Raw genomic sequence first — 16100 nt, 5'->3', positions numbered from 1 at the left:
CCTGATGGCGCCGCGTTGCCGTCGTCGGCCTTCAGGACTTCCGGGCCGGCCATAAAAAAACCCCCGCTGCTCGCGCAGCGGGGGTTTTTCACATCTCGACCTTCGGTCGGCTTACTCGCCGCGGGTGCGGGTTTCCGCACGGCGGTTCTGAGCACGGCCTTCCGCGGTGTCGTTCGAAGCGATCGGCTTCGACTCGCCGTAGGCGTAGGTGCTGATGCGGCCCGCTTCGACGCCCTTACGGATCAGGTAATCCTTGACGGCGTTGGCGCGGCGTTCCGACAGACCCTGGTTGTAGCCTTCGGTGCCGACCGAGTCGGTGTGACCGGAGACATCGACCTTCAGGCCCGGATACTTCTCGGAGACCTGCTCAATGACGTTGGACGCATCGTCCAGCATTTCCTTGGCGTAGTCGGACAGATTCGACTTGTCGAACTCGAAGTGCACGTCCTCGAAGCGCAGGTCCGCACCCGAGCCCGTGATCTTGAAGCGACCGGAGCCGAGCGTCGTCGGGCAGCCCTTGTCGTCGACCGCAACACCCGGCGGGGTGCCCGGGCACTGATCGATGCCATCCGGCACGCCGTCGCCATCCGAGTCGATCGGGCAGCCCTTGGCGTCAACCTTCACGCCCTTCGGGGTTCCCGGGCAGAGATCGGCGTCATCGAGCACGCCGTCGCCGTCCGAGTCCTTGACGACCGGCGCAACCGGCGCCGCTTCCGGCACGGCGCCAAGCTTGGTCACGAGACCAATCTTGATGACCGGCTCACCGAACGAGCTGACGTTGGCGTAATCGCTGTCGGTGTCGAGCCAGCGGTAGCGGGCGTCGAGGCGGATGCCGACGGTCTTGGTTTCGCCGAAATACGAGAAGAAGCCCACACCCGATTCGATGAACGGGTTGATCGAGCTGTCATGCCCGGCGTTGCCGAGCGGGTTGCGCTGTTCCTGCTTCATGCCACCGGCGCCGAGCACGACGTACGGCGAGAACGACGGATTGCGCGAGTAGAAGAACAGGCCGTCCAGCTGAGCGCCCCACTGGCGCCAGTTGTTCGCCTTCGACGAGCTTTCGCTGTTGAACTGATCCCAGTTGCCCTGGACTTCCAGGCCCCAGAACTTGTTCAGCGACCAGCCGTAGCCGAGCCACGAACCGTTGCCGTCATCTGATTTGCGGTCATGATCGGCAAACGAATATTCGTAGCCGCCATTGAAATATGGCCGGAGATCCGGCGCATCGGACTCCTGCGCGAGCACCGGCGAGGCGCCAGCAGCCAGCAAGAGTGCAAGTGCTGCACGCTGCAGTCTTTTCATCGTTAATCTCCCAACCTATTCAAAGTTGTTCCGTACAACCCCATAAAGCGCGTCAAGCCACGATAGTATAAACAAGCATTTTGCAATGCAGCACAGACGTCACAGATGTTGTGCTGCAGCACGCGCTTGCCATCCTTGGCCACAGGCAGTCATTCTGCCGCGCTATTTCGAAGTTTTCCAGCGACTTGCGTCACATTGACTGAATGATGAGTGAATTCCTCACGCAGTACGCCCTGTTCTTCGCCAAAGCCCTGACCTGGGTGATCGCCGTCGGCGGGCTGGCGATCCTGATTTTCGGCCTGGCCCGCGAAGCCCGTGGTGGCGGTGGCGCGGAGCGCCTGGACATCCGCAACCTGAACCGGCGCTATGAACGTCTGGCGGATGCGATCCGCGACGAGGTGCTCGACGAAGCCCAGCACAAGGCCCTCGAAAAGGAGCGTCAGGCCGACGAGAAAAAGCGCCGCAAGCAGGCCAAGAAGGGCCAAAGCCCGGACAAGCCGCGCGTCTACGCCCTGCAATTCCACGGTGACCTGCAAGCGTCGGCGGTCGACTCGCTGCGCGAGGAAATCAGCGCCGTGCTGCAGGTTGCGCGCCCGGGCCAGGACGAGGTCGTACTGCAACTTGAAAGCGAGGGCGGCATGGTGCACGGCTACGGACTGGCCGCCTCGCAGTTGGTACGCCTGCGCAGCGCCGGCATCGGGCTGACCGTGGCGATCGACAAGGTGGCCGCGAGCGGTGGCTACTTGATGGCCTGCGTCGCCGACCGCATCGTCGCCGCGCCGTTCGCGATCGTCGGCTCGATCGGCGTCGTCGCGCAGTTGCCGAACTTCCACCGCCTGCTGCAGCGCATGAATGTCGACTATGAACTTCATACGGCTGGCGATTTCAAACGGACGCTGACCCTGTTCGGCGAAAACACCGACGCCGGTCGCGAGAAATTCCGTGAGGAGATCGAACAGACGCATGCGCTGTTCAAACGCTTCGTCGCGGACTATCGGCCGAGCCTGGAGATCGAACGGGTGGCTACCGGCGAGCACTGGTTCGGGTCTCAGGCACTGGAGCTGGGCCTGGTCGACTTGCTGCAGACCAGCGACGATTACCTGCTTGCGCGGAGCCGGGAAGCAGACTTGCTCGGCCTGAGCTTCCGCCGCCGTCAGCGCCTCACGCAGCGCCTGTCCGAAGGACTGGTCCGGCTCGGGCTGGGCCTGCGCCGTAGCGTCGAGGAAACGGCACTGCCGCGCTGGCGCTGAACGCCGCGCACCCTCCCCCATCGAATCAGGAGCAGACCATGAAACTAACGAGCCGCAGCCTCGCCCGCACCGGCCGCATCCCGGGCCGTTGTGCCTTTGCCGTGAAGTCGCCGGCCGGCCACATCCGCCTCGGCAGCAACCGTAACCCGCAGCTGGCCTGGCGCGGTGCCCCGCAGGCGACGCGCAGCTTTGTCGTAACCTGCATCGACGCCGATGCGCCGACGGTCCCGGACCACGTCAACAAGGAAGGCGCTTCGGTCGCCGCGTCACTGCCACGTGCCGAGTTCGTGCATTGGCTGATGATCAACCTCCCGGCGGACGTCACCCAGCTCGAAGAAGGCGCTTGCAGCAATGGCGTCGTTGCACACGGCAAGGCCGCGCCCAGCGGCCCGGATGGCAGTCAGCAGGGGCAGAACGACTACACCGGCTGGTTCGCCGGCGACGACGCGATGGAAGGCCAATATCTGGGTTACGACGGCCCCTGCCCGCCGTGGAATGACGAGCGCGTGCATCGATATACCTTCGAGGTCATGGCGCTCGATGTACCGAACATCGAACTCGGCGCCGGATTTTCGGTCGCAGATTTGCGCAAGGCCGTGGACGGCCATGTGCTTGCGAAGGCGTCGATAGTCGGGGTTTACAGCCTCAATCCGGCCGTCCGGCTGCCCTGAGCCGCAAATCTGAAACTATTCGATAGGACCGCGGTCTATCCGCCGCTGCTCGTTGCAGCGAGATGACGAGAAAAATTTTTCATGTCAAAAGAATTCGCCGTAAAGCTCATCGCACCGATTGCCGTCTCGGCATCGATCCTCGTCGCGGCTTTCATCATGTCGTCGGCACCGCCGGCGGCGCGTGCCGACGTCCCGGCCACGCCGACTACGACGCAGTCGTTGCCAGTGTCCGGCGGCGTGCCCTCGCTGGCGCCGATGCTCAAGCCGGTCATGCCGGCCGTCGTCAACATCTCCGTCACCGGCGAGATGGAAGTCCACAACCCGCTGATGGACGACCCGTTCTTCCGCCGCTTCTTTGGCGACCAGGGTGACGGCGGTCAGACGCAGGAACGCGAGTTCCAGTCGGTCGGCTCGGGCGTCATTGTCGATGCTGCCAAGGGCTACGTGATCACCAACAATCACGTCGTCAAGGACGCCAAGGAAATCAAGGTTCGCCTCAACGACGACCGCGAGTTCGACGCCAAGCTGATCGGCCGCGACCCGGGCACGGACATCGCCGTGTTGCAGATCAAGGCCGACAACCTGACGGCGCTGCCGCTCGGCGACTCCGATCAGCTCCAGGTCGGTGACTTCGTCGTCGCCATCGGCTCGCCGTACAACCTGCGCCAGACCGTCACCAGTGGCATCGTTTCTGCGTTGGGCCGCACCGGCATCAGCGACGGCATCGGCGACTTCATCCAGACCGACGCGTCGATCAACCCGGGCAACTCGGGCGGCGCGCTCGTCAACCTCAAGGGCCAGCTGGTCGGCCTGCCGTCGATGATCTATTCGCAGTCGGGCGGCAACGTCGGCATCGGCTTCGCGATTCCGGTCGACCTGGTCAAGAGCATCATGGGCCAGCTGATCGAGCACGGCTCGGTCGATCGCGGCCACATCGGCATCGTCGGCGGTCAGGAGCTGACACCGGAACTGGCCAAGGCGCTCAACCTGCCGAGCAATCACGGCGCCCTGGTCGGCCGCGTGATGCCGAAGTCGCCGGCAGAGAAGGCCGGCATCAAGCCGGGCGACCTGATCATCGAAGCCAATGGCAAGCAGATCATCGACTTCGGTCAGCTGCGTAGCCTGGTCGGTCTGCTCCGCGTCGGTGACAAGGTCGACATGAAGCTGTATCGCGACGGCAAGCTGAAGACTGTCACGGTCAAGGTCGGCAAGGACGATTCGACGGCGAGCAGCGAAACGATGACCAAGGACACGGCGCCGCGTCTGGCCGGTGCGACCTTCGCGCCGCTCGACGACGACACCGCCAATGCTGCCGGTGTCGACAGCGGCGTCATCGTCAAGGACGTCAAGCAGAACTCGCCGGCCGCCCGCGCCGGGTTGCAGCCGGACGACATCATCGTCGCCGTCAACAAGCAGCCGGTCGAATCGCTGGGTCAGTTCAAGAAGATGGTGGCCGGCAAGGGAGCGCTGTTGTTGCAGATCCGCCGCGGTCCGGGAGCGCTGTTCCTGGTCCTGCAGTAAGTTCTTGCAGCCTTAGCCGCAAGCCGTAGAGGCGGCGGCCCCGGTAGACGTTCTATACTGGGGTCGCCGCCTTTTTTGTTGCCGTCAAAGCAGATGATCGAAGACGAACTCCAACAGCTCGAGGACCGCGTGCAGCGCCTGATGGCCGCCTATCGGCAGGCTCGACTCGAGGAAAAGCGCGCCCTGCAGGAACGCGATCGTCTGCTGGCGCTCAACGCCGAGCTGCGTCGGCGCATCGAAGGCATCCTCGAACGTGTCCGTTCACTCGAATCGGAGCCGTGAGCATGACCGCGACCAAGGATCCATCGGAATCGCTCAGCGTCACCGTGCGCATCATGGGCAAGGAATACAACGTTGCCTGCCCGCCCGACGAACACGAGGCGCTGGTCAAGTCGGCCGACTATCTCAACGACCGCATGACCAGTATCCGCAAGCGCGGCAAGGCGCTCGGCGCCGAGCGCATTGCCGTGATGGCGGCGCTCAACATCGCGCGCGAATTGCTCGAATTGCGCGGTGTTGACGGCGTCGCCCAGCCCGACCCGGAAACCGTACAGCGCCTGCGTCAGCTGGCCCTCGATATCGACTCGACGATGTCGCTCGAATGACGAGCGGTCAGGGTTCGGCAAGTCGCTCGTGATATTCTTGTCTCGTGTCTCCTGCGGTGTACGCGAATCGGTCTGGTACCCTTGAGCCTATTTGCAAAACCCCGGGAACCATAACCACGCCGGGCGTGCAGGCCTACCTCGCAGTGGGAAGCCCGATGGCATGGCGCGGTGCCCACTTGAGACTACGTCTCAAGGTCGAAAACCGATGACGGCACAGGCGGGAGACACCTATCTTCTGAAAAAGGCGCTGCGTCGCGAGATTCGCGCGCGGCGCCTTCGTGTTTCTGCCGCACAGCGTCGCCGCGCAGCGATCGCCGCCGCGCAATACGCACTGCAGCTGATTACCCAGCGGCGCGCCCGCCGCGTTGCCCTCTATCTCGCTTACGGCAGCGAGCTGCCCACTGCCCCACTGATTCAAAGACTGCAGCAGCACGGGCTTCGCATCGCCGTACCGCGCATCACCGCACCCGGCGTGATGCATTTCGAATGGTTGCGTGCCGGGGCGCCGATGCGCCGCAATCGCCTCGGCATCGAAGAGCCGGCGACGCGCGGATCACGCGCGCACCGCGCCGAGCTCGATGTGGTGATCCTGCCATTGGTCGGCTTCGACCTTCGTGGCAACCGCCTCGGCAATGGCGGCGGCTTCTACGATCGCTGGCTGGCGCGACCGCGCATCGCACAGCGACCGCGCTATCTCGGCTACGCTTACGCGCTGCAGCAAGCCGAGCATCTTCCCCGCGAGCCCTGGGACATCCGGCTCGACGCGATCATCACCGAACAAGGAACCCGATGGCCTACTGGCTGATGAAGTCCGAACCGGACACGTTTTCGATCGACGATCTCGAAACGCGCCCGCAGCAAACCGAGCCGTGGAATGGCGTGCGCAACTACCAGGTGCGCAACATGTTTCGCGATCAGTTCAAGGTTGGCGATCTGGCGTTCTTCTATCACTCCAACACCAAGGTGCCTGGCGTCTATGGCGTCATGAAGGTCGTCTCGACGGCCTATCCCGACCCGACGCAGTTTGATCCGAAATCGGACTACTACGACGCGAAATCCAAGCGCGAAGAGCCGCGCTGGCTGCTGGTCGACGTGCAATTCGAGCGCAAGCTCGCACAGCCGATTTCACTCGCAACGCTGCGCGCGCACGAGAAGAAACTGCACGGAATGATGCTCCTTGCACCTGGCAGCCGCCTGTCGGTGACGCCGGTCAAGCCGGCGCACTGGGACTACATCCTCAAGCTCGAGGGCAAATAACGGCGCGGTCGCCTTCAGTGCGTGCCGAGGAACAGCTGATAGGCGGGGTTGTCGGTTTCCTCGGCGTACGCATAGCCGAGCGTATCCAGCGTGCGCCGACACTGCGCCCATTCCTTCTTCGGAATCTGCAGACCGCAGAGCACGCGGCCGTTGGCGGCGCCGTGGTTGCGATAATGAAACAGCGAGATGTTCCAGCGTGAGCCGATCGCTTGCAGAAAATCGGCGAGCGCGCCGGGACGCTCCGGAAACTCGAAACGGAACAAGCGCTCGTCGGCCAGACCCGGGGCGCGACCGCCGACCATGAAGCGAATGTGCTCCTTGGCCATCTCGTCGCCGCGCAGATCGGCAACCGGATAGCCGCTGTCGCGCAGACCTTTGATCAGCGCCTCGAGCTCCTCGTTGCCACCGGCCAGTTTCAGGCCAACGAACACGTGGGCCTGCCCACCTTCGGCATAGCGGTAGTTGAACTCGGTCACCGGACGGCGACCGAGATGACGAACGAATTGCTTGTACGCACCCGGCCGCTCGGGCAGCGTAACGGCTAGCAAAGCCTCGGCGTCGTCACCCAGTTCCGCGCGCTCGGCGATGTGACGCAGGCGGTCGAAGTTGACGTTGGCGCCGGAAATGATCGCGGCCAGCGTCTTGCCGGTCACGCCGTGCTCGTGCACCCAGCGCTTCAGCCCCGCCACCGCCAGCGCACCGGCCGGCTCCGGCAAGGCGCGACGGTCGTAGAAGATGTCGCGTGTGGCGGCCGACATCTCGTCGACCGACACCAGCACCGTATCGTCGACCAAGTGGCGCGCGACGCGGAACGGCTCCTCGCCGATCTGGCGCACCGCGACGCCGTCGGCGAACAACCCAACCCGCGGCAACACCACGCGCCGACCGGCACGCAGCGCCGCCTCGAAGCAGTTCGAATCGTCGGGCTCGACGGCTATGATCTTGATCTTCGGATTCGCCGACTTGATCGCGGCGGCGACGCCCGCCAACAGGCCGCCACCGCCGACCGGCACGAATACCGCGTCGAGGTTGCCGCACTGCTGCAGCAATTCACGGCCGATCGTGCCCTGTCCGGCGATCACGTCCGGATCGTCGTAGGGGTGCACCATGGTCCAACCCTTGTCGGCGACCAGACGCTCGGCATGCTCGCGCGCGTCGTCATAAGCATCGCCGTGCAGGATCGCCTTGCCGCCCAGCGCCCTGACCGATTCGACCTTCAATGCCGGCGTCGTGCGCGGCATGACGATGTGTGCCGGAATGCCAAGCTGCTGCGCCGCCAGCGCCACGCCCTGCGCGTGATTGCCGGCCGACGCGGTCACCACGCCGCGCGCGCGCTGTTCCGGCGACAACTGCACGATCTTGTTGTAGGCGCCGCGCAGCTTGAACGAGTGCACGGACTGCTGATCCTCGCGCTTGAGCAGCACGCGGTTGTCGATACGCTGCGACAGCTTGGGCGCCGAATCGAGCGCGGAAACGCTGGCGACGTCGTAAACCTGCGCATTTTCGATGCGCGCGCGATAGTGCTCGAGCAGCTTACGAACCTGCGCGCTGCTTGCGGGGGAGGAGCGGGAACTCACGGCGGTGTCGTGCTGGGGCATCGTCTGAATGCGGGGTATCGCCTATGATAACGCGCACTCTTACACCTGCCTCGCAAGACGTATCTGATGTCAGCACAAATCGCCTTTATCGGCGGCGGCAACATGGCGGCCAGCCTGATCGGCGGCCTGATCCAGGCCGGCCACGACCCCAAGCGAATCGCAGTCGCCGAACCAAACGCGGCGCGGCGCGACTGGCTGCGCGCCCAGTTCGGCGTCGACGTTGCGGACCACGCCAGCGCAGTGCTGGACCATGCGCAGGTCGTGGTACCGGCCGTCAAACCGCAGCAAATGCACGACGTGCTCAGCGGCCTGACGCTGCCGAGCGGCTGCGTACTGGTGTCGATCGCCGCCGGCATCGAGCTGGCGACACTGCGCCGGTGGCTCGGCGACGCCGACATCTATCTGGTGCGCACCATGCCGAACACGCCGGCGCTGCTCGGCGCCGGCATCGCCGGCCTGTACGCCGACGACACGGTGCCGGCCGCCGCGCGCGATCTGGCCAGCTATGTGCTCGGCGCCGCCGGCACCTGCGTCTGGCTCGACAACGAAGCGCAGATCGAAGCCGTGACCGCCGTGTCCGGCTCCGGCCCGGCGTATTTCTTCCTGGTCACCGAAGCGATGCGCGAAGTCGGCGAAAAGCTCGGCCTGCGCGCCGACATCGCGTCGACGCTGGCGGTACAGACGTTCATCGGCGCCGCCAAGATGGCCGAAGACGGGCTTGCCAAGCAGATTGACGTCGCACAACTGCGCGCCAACGTCACGTCCAAGGGCGGCACCACCGAAGCCGCGCTGCGGCACCTCGAGAGCGCGGGCCTGCGCGCGATCTTCAACGATGCGATGCACGCCGCGGCCACCCGAAGCCGTGAGCTGGGCGCATCCCTGGCGAAGGAAACCTGAATGGGCGCGAACGCTGCCAACGCGATGCTGTTCCTGGTCACCACGCTGTTCGACCTCGCGTTGTGGATTTATCTGATGCGCGTGCTGTTGCAATGGACGCGCGCCGATTTCTACAACCCGATTTCGCAGGCGATCTGGAAGGCGACGCGCTATCCGGGCGACTGGCTGCGCCCGCACATGCCGAACATCCGCAACGTCAATCTGGCGATCCTGCTGATGCTGGCACTGCTGGCGGTGATCTACATCTACGTCGTCACCGGCATCCTCGGCTTCTCGATCGGGCTACCGTCGGCGGTCTGGTATGCAGCGCTGAAGCTGGTCGTGATGACGGTCAATCTGTACACGTTCACGATCTTCGTGCAGGCCATCCTGTCGTGGCTCGGCCCTGGCGTGAACAATCCGGCGAGCAACATCCTCTGGAGCCTCAACGAGCCGGTGCTGCGCCCGGTTCGTCGCCTGATTCCGCCGTTGTCGGGCCTCGATCTGTCGCCGCTGGTAGTCATGCTGGTGCTGCAGGTTTTCAATCGCCTGCTGCCGCTGCCCGGCGCGTTCCGCTAAGCGCTAGATGAACGCAACGGAGGCAGCCACGGCTGTCGGCTCGGTCGGCCTCGTCACCCCGCAGCGCATCGCCATCGAGCAGCCGCTGCCGCTCGATTGCGGCCGTACGCTGCCGCGCCACGAGTTGATGGTCGAGACCTACGGCACGCTCAACGCACAGCGCTCCAATGCGATCCTGATCTGCCACGCGCTGTCGGGCGACCACCACGCCGCCGGCTTCAACAGCGCGGACGACCGCAAGCCCGGCTGGTGGGACAACTGCATCGGCCCCGGCAAGCCGCTGGACACCGAGCGCTTCTTCGTCGTCGCGCTCAACAACCTCGGCGGCTGCCGCGGCTCCACTGGCCCGGCGACCATCGACCCACAGACCGGCAAGCCCTACGGCCCGGACTTCCCGCTGCTGACCGTGCGTGACTGGGTGCGCTCGCAGGCGCTGCTGACCGACCACTTCGGTATCGCGCGCTGGGCCGCCATCGTCGGCGGTTCACTCGGCGGCATGCAGGTCATGCAGTGGGCCATCGACTTTCCGGACCGGCTCGCCAACGCCGTCGTCATCGCCTCGGCGCCGCAGCTGTCGGCGCAGAACATCGCGTTCAACGAGATCGCCCGCCAGGCCATCCTCAGTGACCCGGAATTCCATGGCGGTCGTTTCTACGATCACGGCGTCGTGCCGTCGCGCGGCCTCAAGCTGGCGCGCATGCTCGGCCACATCACCTACCTGTCGGACGCGGCGATGCGCGCCAAGTTCGGCAACGACCTGAAAGCGGCGCCGACCTTCAATTTCGATGTCGAGTTCGAAGTCGAAAGCTATTTGCGCTACCAGGGCCAGTCGTTCGTCGATCGCTTCGATGCGAACACCTACTTGCTGATGACCAAGGCGCTGGACTATTTCGATCCGGCGCGCGACTTCGACGATCACCTGGAAGCGGCATTCGAACGCACGGCGGCGCGCTTCCTGGTCATCGCCTTCTCCAGCGACTGGCGCTTCTCGCCGGCGCGCTCGCGAGAGATCGTCAAGGCGTTGGTCGACGCCGGCCGCGACGTCTCCTACGCGCTGATTGAATCGCAGCTCGGTCACGACGACTTCCTGATGCCGATTCCGCACTATCACGACGTAATGCGCGGCTATCTGCATCGCATCGCCTGCGCATTCGAGGCAGCGGGCGACGGAGTGTCGGCATGAGCCTGCGCCCCGACCTTGCGCCGATCTGCGAGTGGATCAAGCCGCAGTCGCGCATCCTCGACCTCGGTTGCGGCGACGGCACGCTGCTCGACTACCTGTCGACCCATGCCGGCGTGCGCGGATACGGCCTCGAGATCGACCCGGCCAACGTCGCCCGCTGCATCGCACGCGGCATCAACGTCATCCAGGCCGACATCGACTTCGGCCTGCCGGAATTCGAGACCAATTCGTTCGACCACGTGGTGATGACGCAGGCGCTGCAGGCCCTGGAACGGCCGGACGAGGCGATCGCCGAAATCCTGCGCGTCGGCCGCACCGGCATCGTCACCTTCCCCAACTTCGGCCACTGGCGCGTGCGCCTGGGTCTGATCGCCGGCCGCATGCCGGTGACGCCGGCACTGCCGTCACGTTGGTTCGATACGCCGAATATTCACCTGTGCACGGTCGACGATTTCGAGGCTCTGTGCGCCAGCCGCGGCTGGCGCATTCTCGATCGCCATCTGCTGAGCCGCGCACATCGCGAAGGCGTCGCCAGCCGGCTGGCACCGAACCTGATGACCGAAGTGGCGATGTATCTGCTCGAAGCGCCGGCGCAGCGCTAGCACCGGCACCGGACGCAGGCCGGCGAACGCTACGCCGCCGTTGTGCGGGTTTCGGCCAGCAATTCTGCGATGCGTCGATCCTTGCGCTGCCACAGCGCGCCGATCCAGCTGTGGAAGCGCGCGCGAAATTCCGGATCGTTCTCGTAGCTGCCGTGGAACAGCTCGCTGGGCACTTCCAGCTTGCGGACTTCGATGATCACGCGGCGCATCCGGCCGCAGAGAAAATCCCAGAATCCGACCGGTCCGTCCGGATAGACGATGGTGACGTCGATCAGCGAGTGCAGGCGCTCGCCGAGCGCCGACAGCGCGAACGCGAAGCCACCCGACTTCGGTCGCAGCAGATGCTGGTACGGCGACTTCTGCCGCGCCTGCTTTGCTGGCGTGAAGCGTGTGCCTTCAAGGAAGTTCAGGATCAGCGCCGGCTGGTCGCGAAAGGCCTCGCAGGCCCGGCGCGTAGCCTCGATGTCCTTGCCTTTCAGCGCCGGATTCCTGGCGATCTGTTCCTTGGTGTGGCGCGCCATGAACGGATAGTCGAGCCCCCACCAGGCCAGGCCCAGTACCGGCACGTAGATCAGTTCGCGCTTGAGGAAGAACTTGAAAAATGGCGCGCGCGTACCGAATGCGCGAATCAGGCCGAGAATGTCATTCCAGGTCTGGTGATTCGCGCAGACCAGATACTGGCCCTTGGGGTCGATCTCGGCCTCCATGCGCACATCCCAGTCGATGCGCATCAAGGAATCCGTGATCCAGACGTTGAACAGCGCCCAGTGCTGGCAGGCCCAGGCGATGCCCGCCGAAATCAGGTGCCGGGCGCGGCTCTTCTTCGGCGTCAGCAGCTTGAGCAGGATCTGGCCGTAGACCGGCACGATCCACAGCAGCGTGTTGAGCACGAGCATCAGCGATGAAACGACGCCGAGTAGCGGCGCCGGCAACCAGTGGAGCATGGCGGTAATAGGTGTTGTTGTTGGCCGCCTGAAAGCTTAACCGCCCCCGCCGCGGACGCAAGCGCCGCGCGGCCAAGAGCGGCTGGCCACCCTACTCGTCGCTGCCGCGCGGGTGCGCCGACCAATGGATGTGGACGATCTTCCACTGCCCGTCGCGACGCTGCAGCACCATGGTTTCCGTATTGTCGATGTCGACCTTGTGATCCGCGAACGAGCCGGTCGTACGGCCCTGGCTGATCACCCACGCGGTGTTTCCGTCCGCATAGGCTTCGCGGTGCCCCAGCGTGTAGGTCGTGGTCTTCGCGAACTCGAGATCGCTGTCGAGGTGACCACCGCCGTAGACGTCGCGCGAACTCTCGGTGTAGCCCTGCTCGAAGATCGCCACGTCCGGTGCCAGCGTGTCGAGTACAGCCTGCCGATTCTGCGACGCCAGACTGGCGTGAAAGGCGGTCACCACGGCAGCCGCAGCCTGCGCGTCAGCGCTCGGCGCGCCGGCCGCCACAGCCGGACCGCTGATCAGCGCTGCCGACCACAGCAGCGCACTGCGCATCCAGCCGCGCTTCACGGCTTCACCTGAATGCGGCGCTTGCCGGACTGATCATAGAGCGCGACGCCGCTCCAGGCCGGTCCCGGCAGGCGCACCAGCACGCACGGGCTGGTTTCGACCTGCGCGACCATCGCGTCGGCGCCCGGCGTGAACAGGGTTGCGTGCAGGCGTACCACACGATCGTAGACCGGCGCCTCGGGCGCCACCACCAGACCATAGCCGGCGGTCGGCCGCTTGCCGGTCTGGATCAGCACGTAGGTTCCGGCCTGCATCGACTGATCACCGCGGATCAGCTCGACCCCGCTGGTCTGCTGCCACGCGCGCACCGCGTCAGCGCTGGCGAAAGCCTGCATGCTCATGTCGGCGCTCTGCGCGCCGCACTGCAGCGAGCGGCCGATCTCGCCGACGCGGATGGTTTCGTCGGGCCCGAACAGCGATCCGATGGTGCTGCAAGCACTCAGCAGCAGCATGCCGGCGATCAGCGCCGCACTATTTCTTGCCTTGCTCATGCCGACGATAGTAGCGGTTTTACCGCCGCTTTGACGCCCGCTTGAAAGACGCGTGGCAACCCTCATCTTTTCTGCTGGTATTGCGTTGTGACGGCCGATCACAAGAGGCTGTCCGCGCATCAGACGTCCCGCTTTCGTTTAGATTGGCGTTCGGTCACGACTACGCACAATGGAATACAAGGATTACTACAAGATTCTCGGTGTCTCGCGCTCTGCGTCGGCGGATGAGATCAAGCGTGCCTACCGCAAGCTGGCGCGTGAATTTCATCCGGACCGTAACAAGAGCGCTGGCGCCGAAGACCGGTTCAAGGAAGTCAACGAAGCCAACGAGGTCATCGGCGACCCGGAGAAGCGCAAGGCCTACGACGAGCTCGGCGCCAACTGGAAGGCTGGTCAGCAGTTCACACCGCCGCCGGGCTGGGGTGGTGGCGGCTTCAGCCGTGGCCGCTCGGCCGGCGGGTTCAGTGGCGGCGGCGCCGATTTCTCCGATTTCTTCTCGCAGCTGTTCGGCGGCATGGGTGGCATGGGTGGCATGGGTGGCAGCCGCGGCTTCCAGGACTTCGCCGGTGCCGAGGCGCCGGACACGCGCGCGCGCCTGGCCATCGCACTCGAAGACTCGTATACCGGCGCCGAGCGTCAGATCAATGTCGGCGGCCGCTCGCTGAAAGTGCGCATCCCCAAGGGCGTCACCGGCGGCCAGACGATTCGTCTTGCCGGCCAGGGCACACAGGGCGGCGACCTGCTGCTGGAAATCGAGTTCGGGCCGCACCCGCAGTTCAAGCTCGACGGCCGCGATGTCACCGTGACCGTCAACATCGCGCCGTGGGAGGCCGCGCTCGGCGGCAAGATCGAAGTTCCGACGCTGGGCGGCAAGGTCGAGCTGAACCTGCCGGCGAACAGTCGCAGCGGCCAGAAACTGCGGCTCAAGGGACGCGGTCTGCCCGGCAAAGCCGCCGGCGATCAGTTCGTCGTGATGCAGATCGTGCAGCCGCCAGCCAGCAGCGACGCCGATCGCGCGCTCTATGAGCAGATGGCCGCACACTTCACGGACTTCCAGCCTCGCGCCTAAACCGCCCAAACGAAGAAGGCCCCGCTCAGCGGGGCCTTCTTCGTTATCGCGTCACGACGATTTTGCAGCGTCGGCGTGGTACTGCGTCACACGCTCGACTTCGTTCTTCGAGCCGAGAAACACCGCGACGCGCTGATGCAGCTTGCTGGGCTCGATCTCCATGATCCGCGTCAGGCCGTCCGTCGACGCACCACCAGCCTGTTCGACGATGAAGCTCATCGGGTTTGCTTCGTACAACAGGCGCAGCTTGCCCGGCTTGTCCGGATCCTTCTTGTCCCGCGGGTAGATGAAGATGCCACCACGCGTCAGGATGCGATGCACGTCGCCGACCATCGAGGCCACCCAGCGCATGTTGAAATCCTTGCCGCGCGCGCCTTCCTTGCCGGCCAGCAGTTCGTCGATGTAATGCTGCATCGGCGGATACCAGTGCCGCTGGTTCGACATGTTGATCGCGAACTCCTTGGTGTCCGCCGGGATCTGCATGTCACGCTGGGTCAGCAGGAACGAGCCAAGCTCGCGATCCAGCGTGAAGGCATGCGTCCCGTGCCCCACCGTCAGCACCAGCATCGTGCTCGGCCCATAGACCGTATAGCCGGCCGCCACCTGCTGCGCACCGGACTGCAGGAAGTGCTTGGTTTCAAGCTTCTCCACGCCCTCCGGACAACGCAGCACCGAGAAGATCGTCCCGACGCTGATGTTGACGTCGATGTTGCTCGAACCGTCGAGCGGATCGAACAGCAACAAATACTTGCCCTTCGGGAACGCGTTCGGAATCTCGCTGAAATCGTCCATTTCCTCGGACGCACAGCCGGCCAGGTGGCCGCCCCATTCGTTGGCTTCGAGCAGGATTTCATTCGACAGCACGTCGAGCTTCTTTTGCGCTTCGCCCTGGACATTGCCGGTGCCGGCATCGCCGAGCACGCCGCCCAGTGCACCCTTGTTGACCGCGTGCGAGATCGCCTTGCAGGCACGGGCGACCACCTCGATCAGCAAACGCAGGTCGGCATTGATGTGTCCAGCCCGCTGCTCCTCGATCAGGAATCGGGTCAGGGCAATCGGTTTCTTCGCGGGGTTCATGCGGCACCGGGTTTCGTGTCGGGGGCGCTATTCTCCCGGCCCCGCAGCTGCTTTGCAAAAAGTGGTGCCCGCGCCGCTTGTCGCGCGGCATCGTTTGCCGGAAGACGGCAAAGCCCGGCCGACGCCTCGGGACAGCTTTAGAACGCTCGGCGCATTCCGAGCAGCGGCTAGAAGGATGATTCGGCACCGCGCGGATCATCGAAGCGTCGTTGTTCGTCGGAGGTTCGAATCCTTCCGTTTTGTGGCACCACAAACAAAAAAAGCTCCCGAAGGAGCTTTTTTTGTTGCTTAAATGGCGCGCCCGGAAGGATTCGAACCTCCGACCCCTTAGTTCGTAGCCAAGTGCTCAAATGTTAATTTTTAACAATAAAATCATTAACTTAATTTATCTCGCCAGTATCACAATTACCGAATAACGAGGCGCGCAAGCCATTGATTTGCATCGGCCTACAGCAGGCCAGTGATACAGCATTGACTGCGATCAGGAACAGCGATACTGGAAGAGCAGCC

At 64.4% G+C, this 16100-nt stretch carries 18 protein-coding genes, 1 tRNA gene and 1 other RNA gene; 13 read left to right on the top strand and 7 right to left on the bottom strand.

Translation table 11 applies throughout. From position 1 onward, the window contains the following. Positions 1–111 precede the first annotated feature (111 nt). A complete protein-coding gene (locus G7Y82_RS04780) occupies positions 112–1302 on the bottom strand; it encodes an OmpA family protein (protein WP_168146870.1) in 1191 nt (396 codons plus the stop codon). Between the two features lie 206 nt (positions 1303–1508). Between G7Y82_RS04780 and sohB the strand changes: the two genes are divergently transcribed. The 8 genes from sohB to G7Y82_RS04740 all read left to right on the top strand — a co-directional run bounded on the left by sohB (position 1509) and on the right by G7Y82_RS04740 (position 6606). After that, positions 1509–2552: a protease SohB gene (sohB, locus tag G7Y82_RS04775; protein ID WP_168146869.1), complete on the top strand. Its 1044-nt coding sequence runs from the start codon at positions 1509–1511 to the stop codon at positions 2550–2552. Between the two features lie 38 nt (positions 2553–2590). Next, the gene (locus tag G7Y82_RS04770) at positions 2591–3223 is read left to right on the top strand and encodes a YbhB/YbcL family Raf kinase inhibitor-like protein (RefSeq protein WP_168146868.1); all 633 of its coding nucleotides are present in this window, start codon (positions 2591–2593) and stop codon (positions 3221–3223) included. Positions 3224–3304: 81 nt separating this feature from the next. After that, positions 3305–4744 carry a DegQ family serine endoprotease gene (locus tag G7Y82_RS04765; protein WP_168146867.1) on the top strand — a complete coding sequence of 480 codons (1440 nt, stop codon included), beginning with the start codon at positions 3305–3307 and terminating at the stop codon, positions 4742–4744. A 93-nt stretch (positions 4745–4837) separates the two neighbouring features. After that, complete coding sequence (locus tag G7Y82_RS04760) at positions 4838–5026, top strand: hypothetical protein (RefSeq protein ID WP_168146866.1); 189 nt, start codon at positions 4838–4840, stop codon at positions 5024–5026. A 2-nt stretch (positions 5027–5028) separates the two neighbouring features. Continuing rightward, entirely contained in the window at positions 5029–5349 is a 321-nt protein-coding gene (locus G7Y82_RS04755) for a cell division protein ZapA (protein ID WP_168146865.1), read from the top strand. 45 nt (positions 5350–5394) lie between these two features. Then, positions 5395–5577, top strand: a non-coding RNA gene (gene ssrS / locus G7Y82_RS04750) — 6S RNA. A gap of 7 nt (positions 5578–5584) precedes the next feature. Then, positions 5585–6154: a 5-formyltetrahydrofolate cyclo-ligase gene (locus tag G7Y82_RS04745; protein ID WP_168147141.1), complete on the top strand. Its 570-nt coding sequence runs from the start codon at positions 5585–5587 to the stop codon at positions 6152–6154. Beyond that, the gene (locus G7Y82_RS04740; protein WP_168146864.1) at positions 6139–6606 is read left to right on the top strand and encodes an EVE domain-containing protein; all 468 of its coding nucleotides are present in this window, start codon (positions 6139–6141) and stop codon (positions 6604–6606) included. Before G7Y82_RS04745 ends, G7Y82_RS04740 begins: the two co-directional genes overlap by 16 nt. Before the next feature lie 14 nt (positions 6607–6620). On the opposite strand, the gene ilvA is transcribed toward G7Y82_RS04740, so the two are convergent. Beyond that, positions 6621–8138: a threonine ammonia-lyase, biosynthetic gene (gene ilvA / locus G7Y82_RS04735; RefSeq protein WP_240954103.1), complete on the bottom strand. Its 1518-nt coding sequence runs from the start codon at positions 8136–8138 to the stop codon at positions 6621–6623. A gap of 129 nt (positions 8139–8267) precedes the next feature. Between ilvA and proC the strand changes: the two genes are divergently transcribed. The 4 genes from proC to metW are packed head-to-tail and all read left to right on the top strand — an operon-like array spanning position 8268 to position 11444. Next, positions 8268–9101: a pyrroline-5-carboxylate reductase gene (gene proC, locus G7Y82_RS04730; protein WP_168147140.1), complete on the top strand. Its 834-nt coding sequence runs from the start codon at positions 8268–8270 to the stop codon at positions 9099–9101. Next, positions 9102–9659 (top strand): YggT family protein, encoded by a 558-nt coding sequence (locus G7Y82_RS04725; RefSeq protein WP_168146862.1) that lies wholly within the window; start codon positions 9102–9104, stop codon positions 9657–9659. Between the two features lie 7 nt (positions 9660–9666). Next, positions 9667–10842 carry a homoserine O-succinyltransferase MetX gene (metX, locus tag G7Y82_RS04720; protein WP_168146861.1) on the top strand — a complete coding sequence of 392 codons (1176 nt, stop codon included), beginning with the start codon at positions 9667–9669 and terminating at the stop codon, positions 10840–10842. Between the two features lie 2 nt (positions 10843–10844). Beyond that, positions 10845–11444 (top strand): methionine biosynthesis protein MetW, encoded by a 600-nt coding sequence (gene metW / locus G7Y82_RS04715; RefSeq protein ID WP_366515619.1) that lies wholly within the window; start codon positions 10845–10847, stop codon positions 11442–11444. A 29-nt stretch (positions 11445–11473) separates the two neighbouring features. On the opposite strand, the gene yihG is transcribed toward metW, so the two are convergent. From yihG to G7Y82_RS04700, 3 genes are all read right to left on the bottom strand, one after another. Next, positions 11474–12388 (bottom strand): 1-acylglycerol-3-phosphate O-acyltransferase, YihG family, encoded by a 915-nt coding sequence (gene yihG, locus G7Y82_RS04710; protein WP_168146859.1) that lies wholly within the window; start codon positions 12386–12388, stop codon positions 11474–11476. A 91-nt stretch (positions 12389–12479) separates the two neighbouring features. Continuing rightward, positions 12480–12953, bottom strand: a complete 474-nt coding sequence (locus G7Y82_RS04705; protein ID WP_168146858.1) for a nuclear transport factor 2 family protein — start codon at positions 12951–12953, stop codon at positions 12480–12482. Beyond that, the gene (locus tag G7Y82_RS04700; protein WP_168146857.1) at positions 12950–13444 is read right to left on the bottom strand and encodes a protease complex subunit PrcB family protein; all 495 of its coding nucleotides are present in this window, start codon (positions 13442–13444) and stop codon (positions 12950–12952) included. Before G7Y82_RS04700 ends, G7Y82_RS04705 begins: the two co-directional genes overlap by 4 nt. A 169-nt stretch (positions 13445–13613) precedes the next feature. Here G7Y82_RS04700 and G7Y82_RS04695 point away from each other — a divergent pair, with 169 nt between their 5' ends. Continuing rightward, a complete protein-coding gene (locus G7Y82_RS04695) occupies positions 13614–14513 on the top strand; it encodes a DnaJ C-terminal domain-containing protein (RefSeq protein ID WP_168146856.1) in 900 nt (299 codons plus the stop codon). A gap of 51 nt (positions 14514–14564) precedes the next feature. On the opposite strand, the gene G7Y82_RS04690 is transcribed toward G7Y82_RS04695, so the two are convergent. Together G7Y82_RS04690 and G7Y82_RS04685 are read right to left on the bottom strand one after the other, a co-directional pair. Then, entirely contained in the window at positions 14565–15590 is a 1026-nt protein-coding gene (locus G7Y82_RS04690) for a class 1 fructose-bisphosphatase (protein ID WP_168146855.1), read from the bottom strand. A gap of 293 nt (positions 15591–15883) precedes the next feature. Further along, positions 15884–16014 (bottom strand) — tRNA-OTHER (locus G7Y82_RS04685). Positions 16015–16100 lie beyond the last annotated feature (86 nt).

The sequence above is a fragment of the Solimonas marina genome (genome assembly GCF_012241385.1).
Lineage (GTDB): Bacteria > Pseudomonadota > Gammaproteobacteria > Nevskiales > Nevskiaceae > Solimonas > Solimonas marina.
This window is presented reverse-complemented; position numbering and strand designations above follow the sequence as displayed.

Excerpts from the sequence above, each read along its gene's own strand:
- G7Y82_RS04780 (WP_168146870.1), bottom strand. The coding sequence starts at position 1,302 with ATGAAAAGACTGCAGCGTGCAGCACTTGCACTCTTGCTGGCTGCTGGC.
- sohB (WP_168146869.1), top strand. The coding sequence starts at position 1,509 with ATGAGTGAATTCCTCACGCAGTACGCCCTGTTCTTCGCCAAAGCCCTG.
- G7Y82_RS04770 (WP_168146868.1), top strand. The coding sequence starts at position 2,591 with ATGAAACTAACGAGCCGCAGCCTCGCCCGCACCGGCCGCATCCCGGGC.
- G7Y82_RS04765 (WP_168146867.1), top strand. The coding sequence starts at position 3,305 with ATGTCAAAAGAATTCGCCGTAAAGCTCATCGCACCGATTGCCGTCTCG.
- G7Y82_RS04760 (WP_168146866.1), top strand. The coding sequence starts at position 4,838 with ATGATCGAAGACGAACTCCAACAGCTCGAGGACCGCGTGCAGCGCCTG.
- G7Y82_RS04755 (WP_168146865.1), top strand. The coding sequence starts at position 5,029 with ATGACCGCGACCAAGGATCCATCGGAATCGCTCAGCGTCACCGTGCGC.
- G7Y82_RS04740 (WP_168146864.1), top strand. The coding sequence starts at position 6,139 with ATGGCCTACTGGCTGATGAAGTCCGAACCGGACACGTTTTCGATCGAC.
- G7Y82_RS04725 (WP_168146862.1), top strand. The coding sequence starts at position 9,102 with ATGGGCGCGAACGCTGCCAACGCGATGCTGTTCCTGGTCACCACGCTG.
- metX (WP_168146861.1), top strand. The coding sequence starts at position 9,667 with ATGAACGCAACGGAGGCAGCCACGGCTGTCGGCTCGGTCGGCCTCGTC.
- yihG (WP_168146859.1), bottom strand. The coding sequence starts at position 12,388 with ATGCTCCACTGGTTGCCGGCGCCGCTACTCGGCGTCGTTTCATCGCTG.
- G7Y82_RS04700 (WP_168146857.1), bottom strand. The coding sequence starts at position 13,444 with ATGAGCAAGGCAAGAAATAGTGCGGCGCTGATCGCCGGCATGCTGCTG.
- G7Y82_RS04695 (WP_168146856.1), top strand. The coding sequence starts at position 13,614 with ATGGAATACAAGGATTACTACAAGATTCTCGGTGTCTCGCGCTCTGCG.
- G7Y82_RS04690 (WP_168146855.1), bottom strand. The coding sequence starts at position 15,590 with ATGAACCCCGCGAAGAAACCGATTGCCCTGACCCGATTCCTGATCGAG.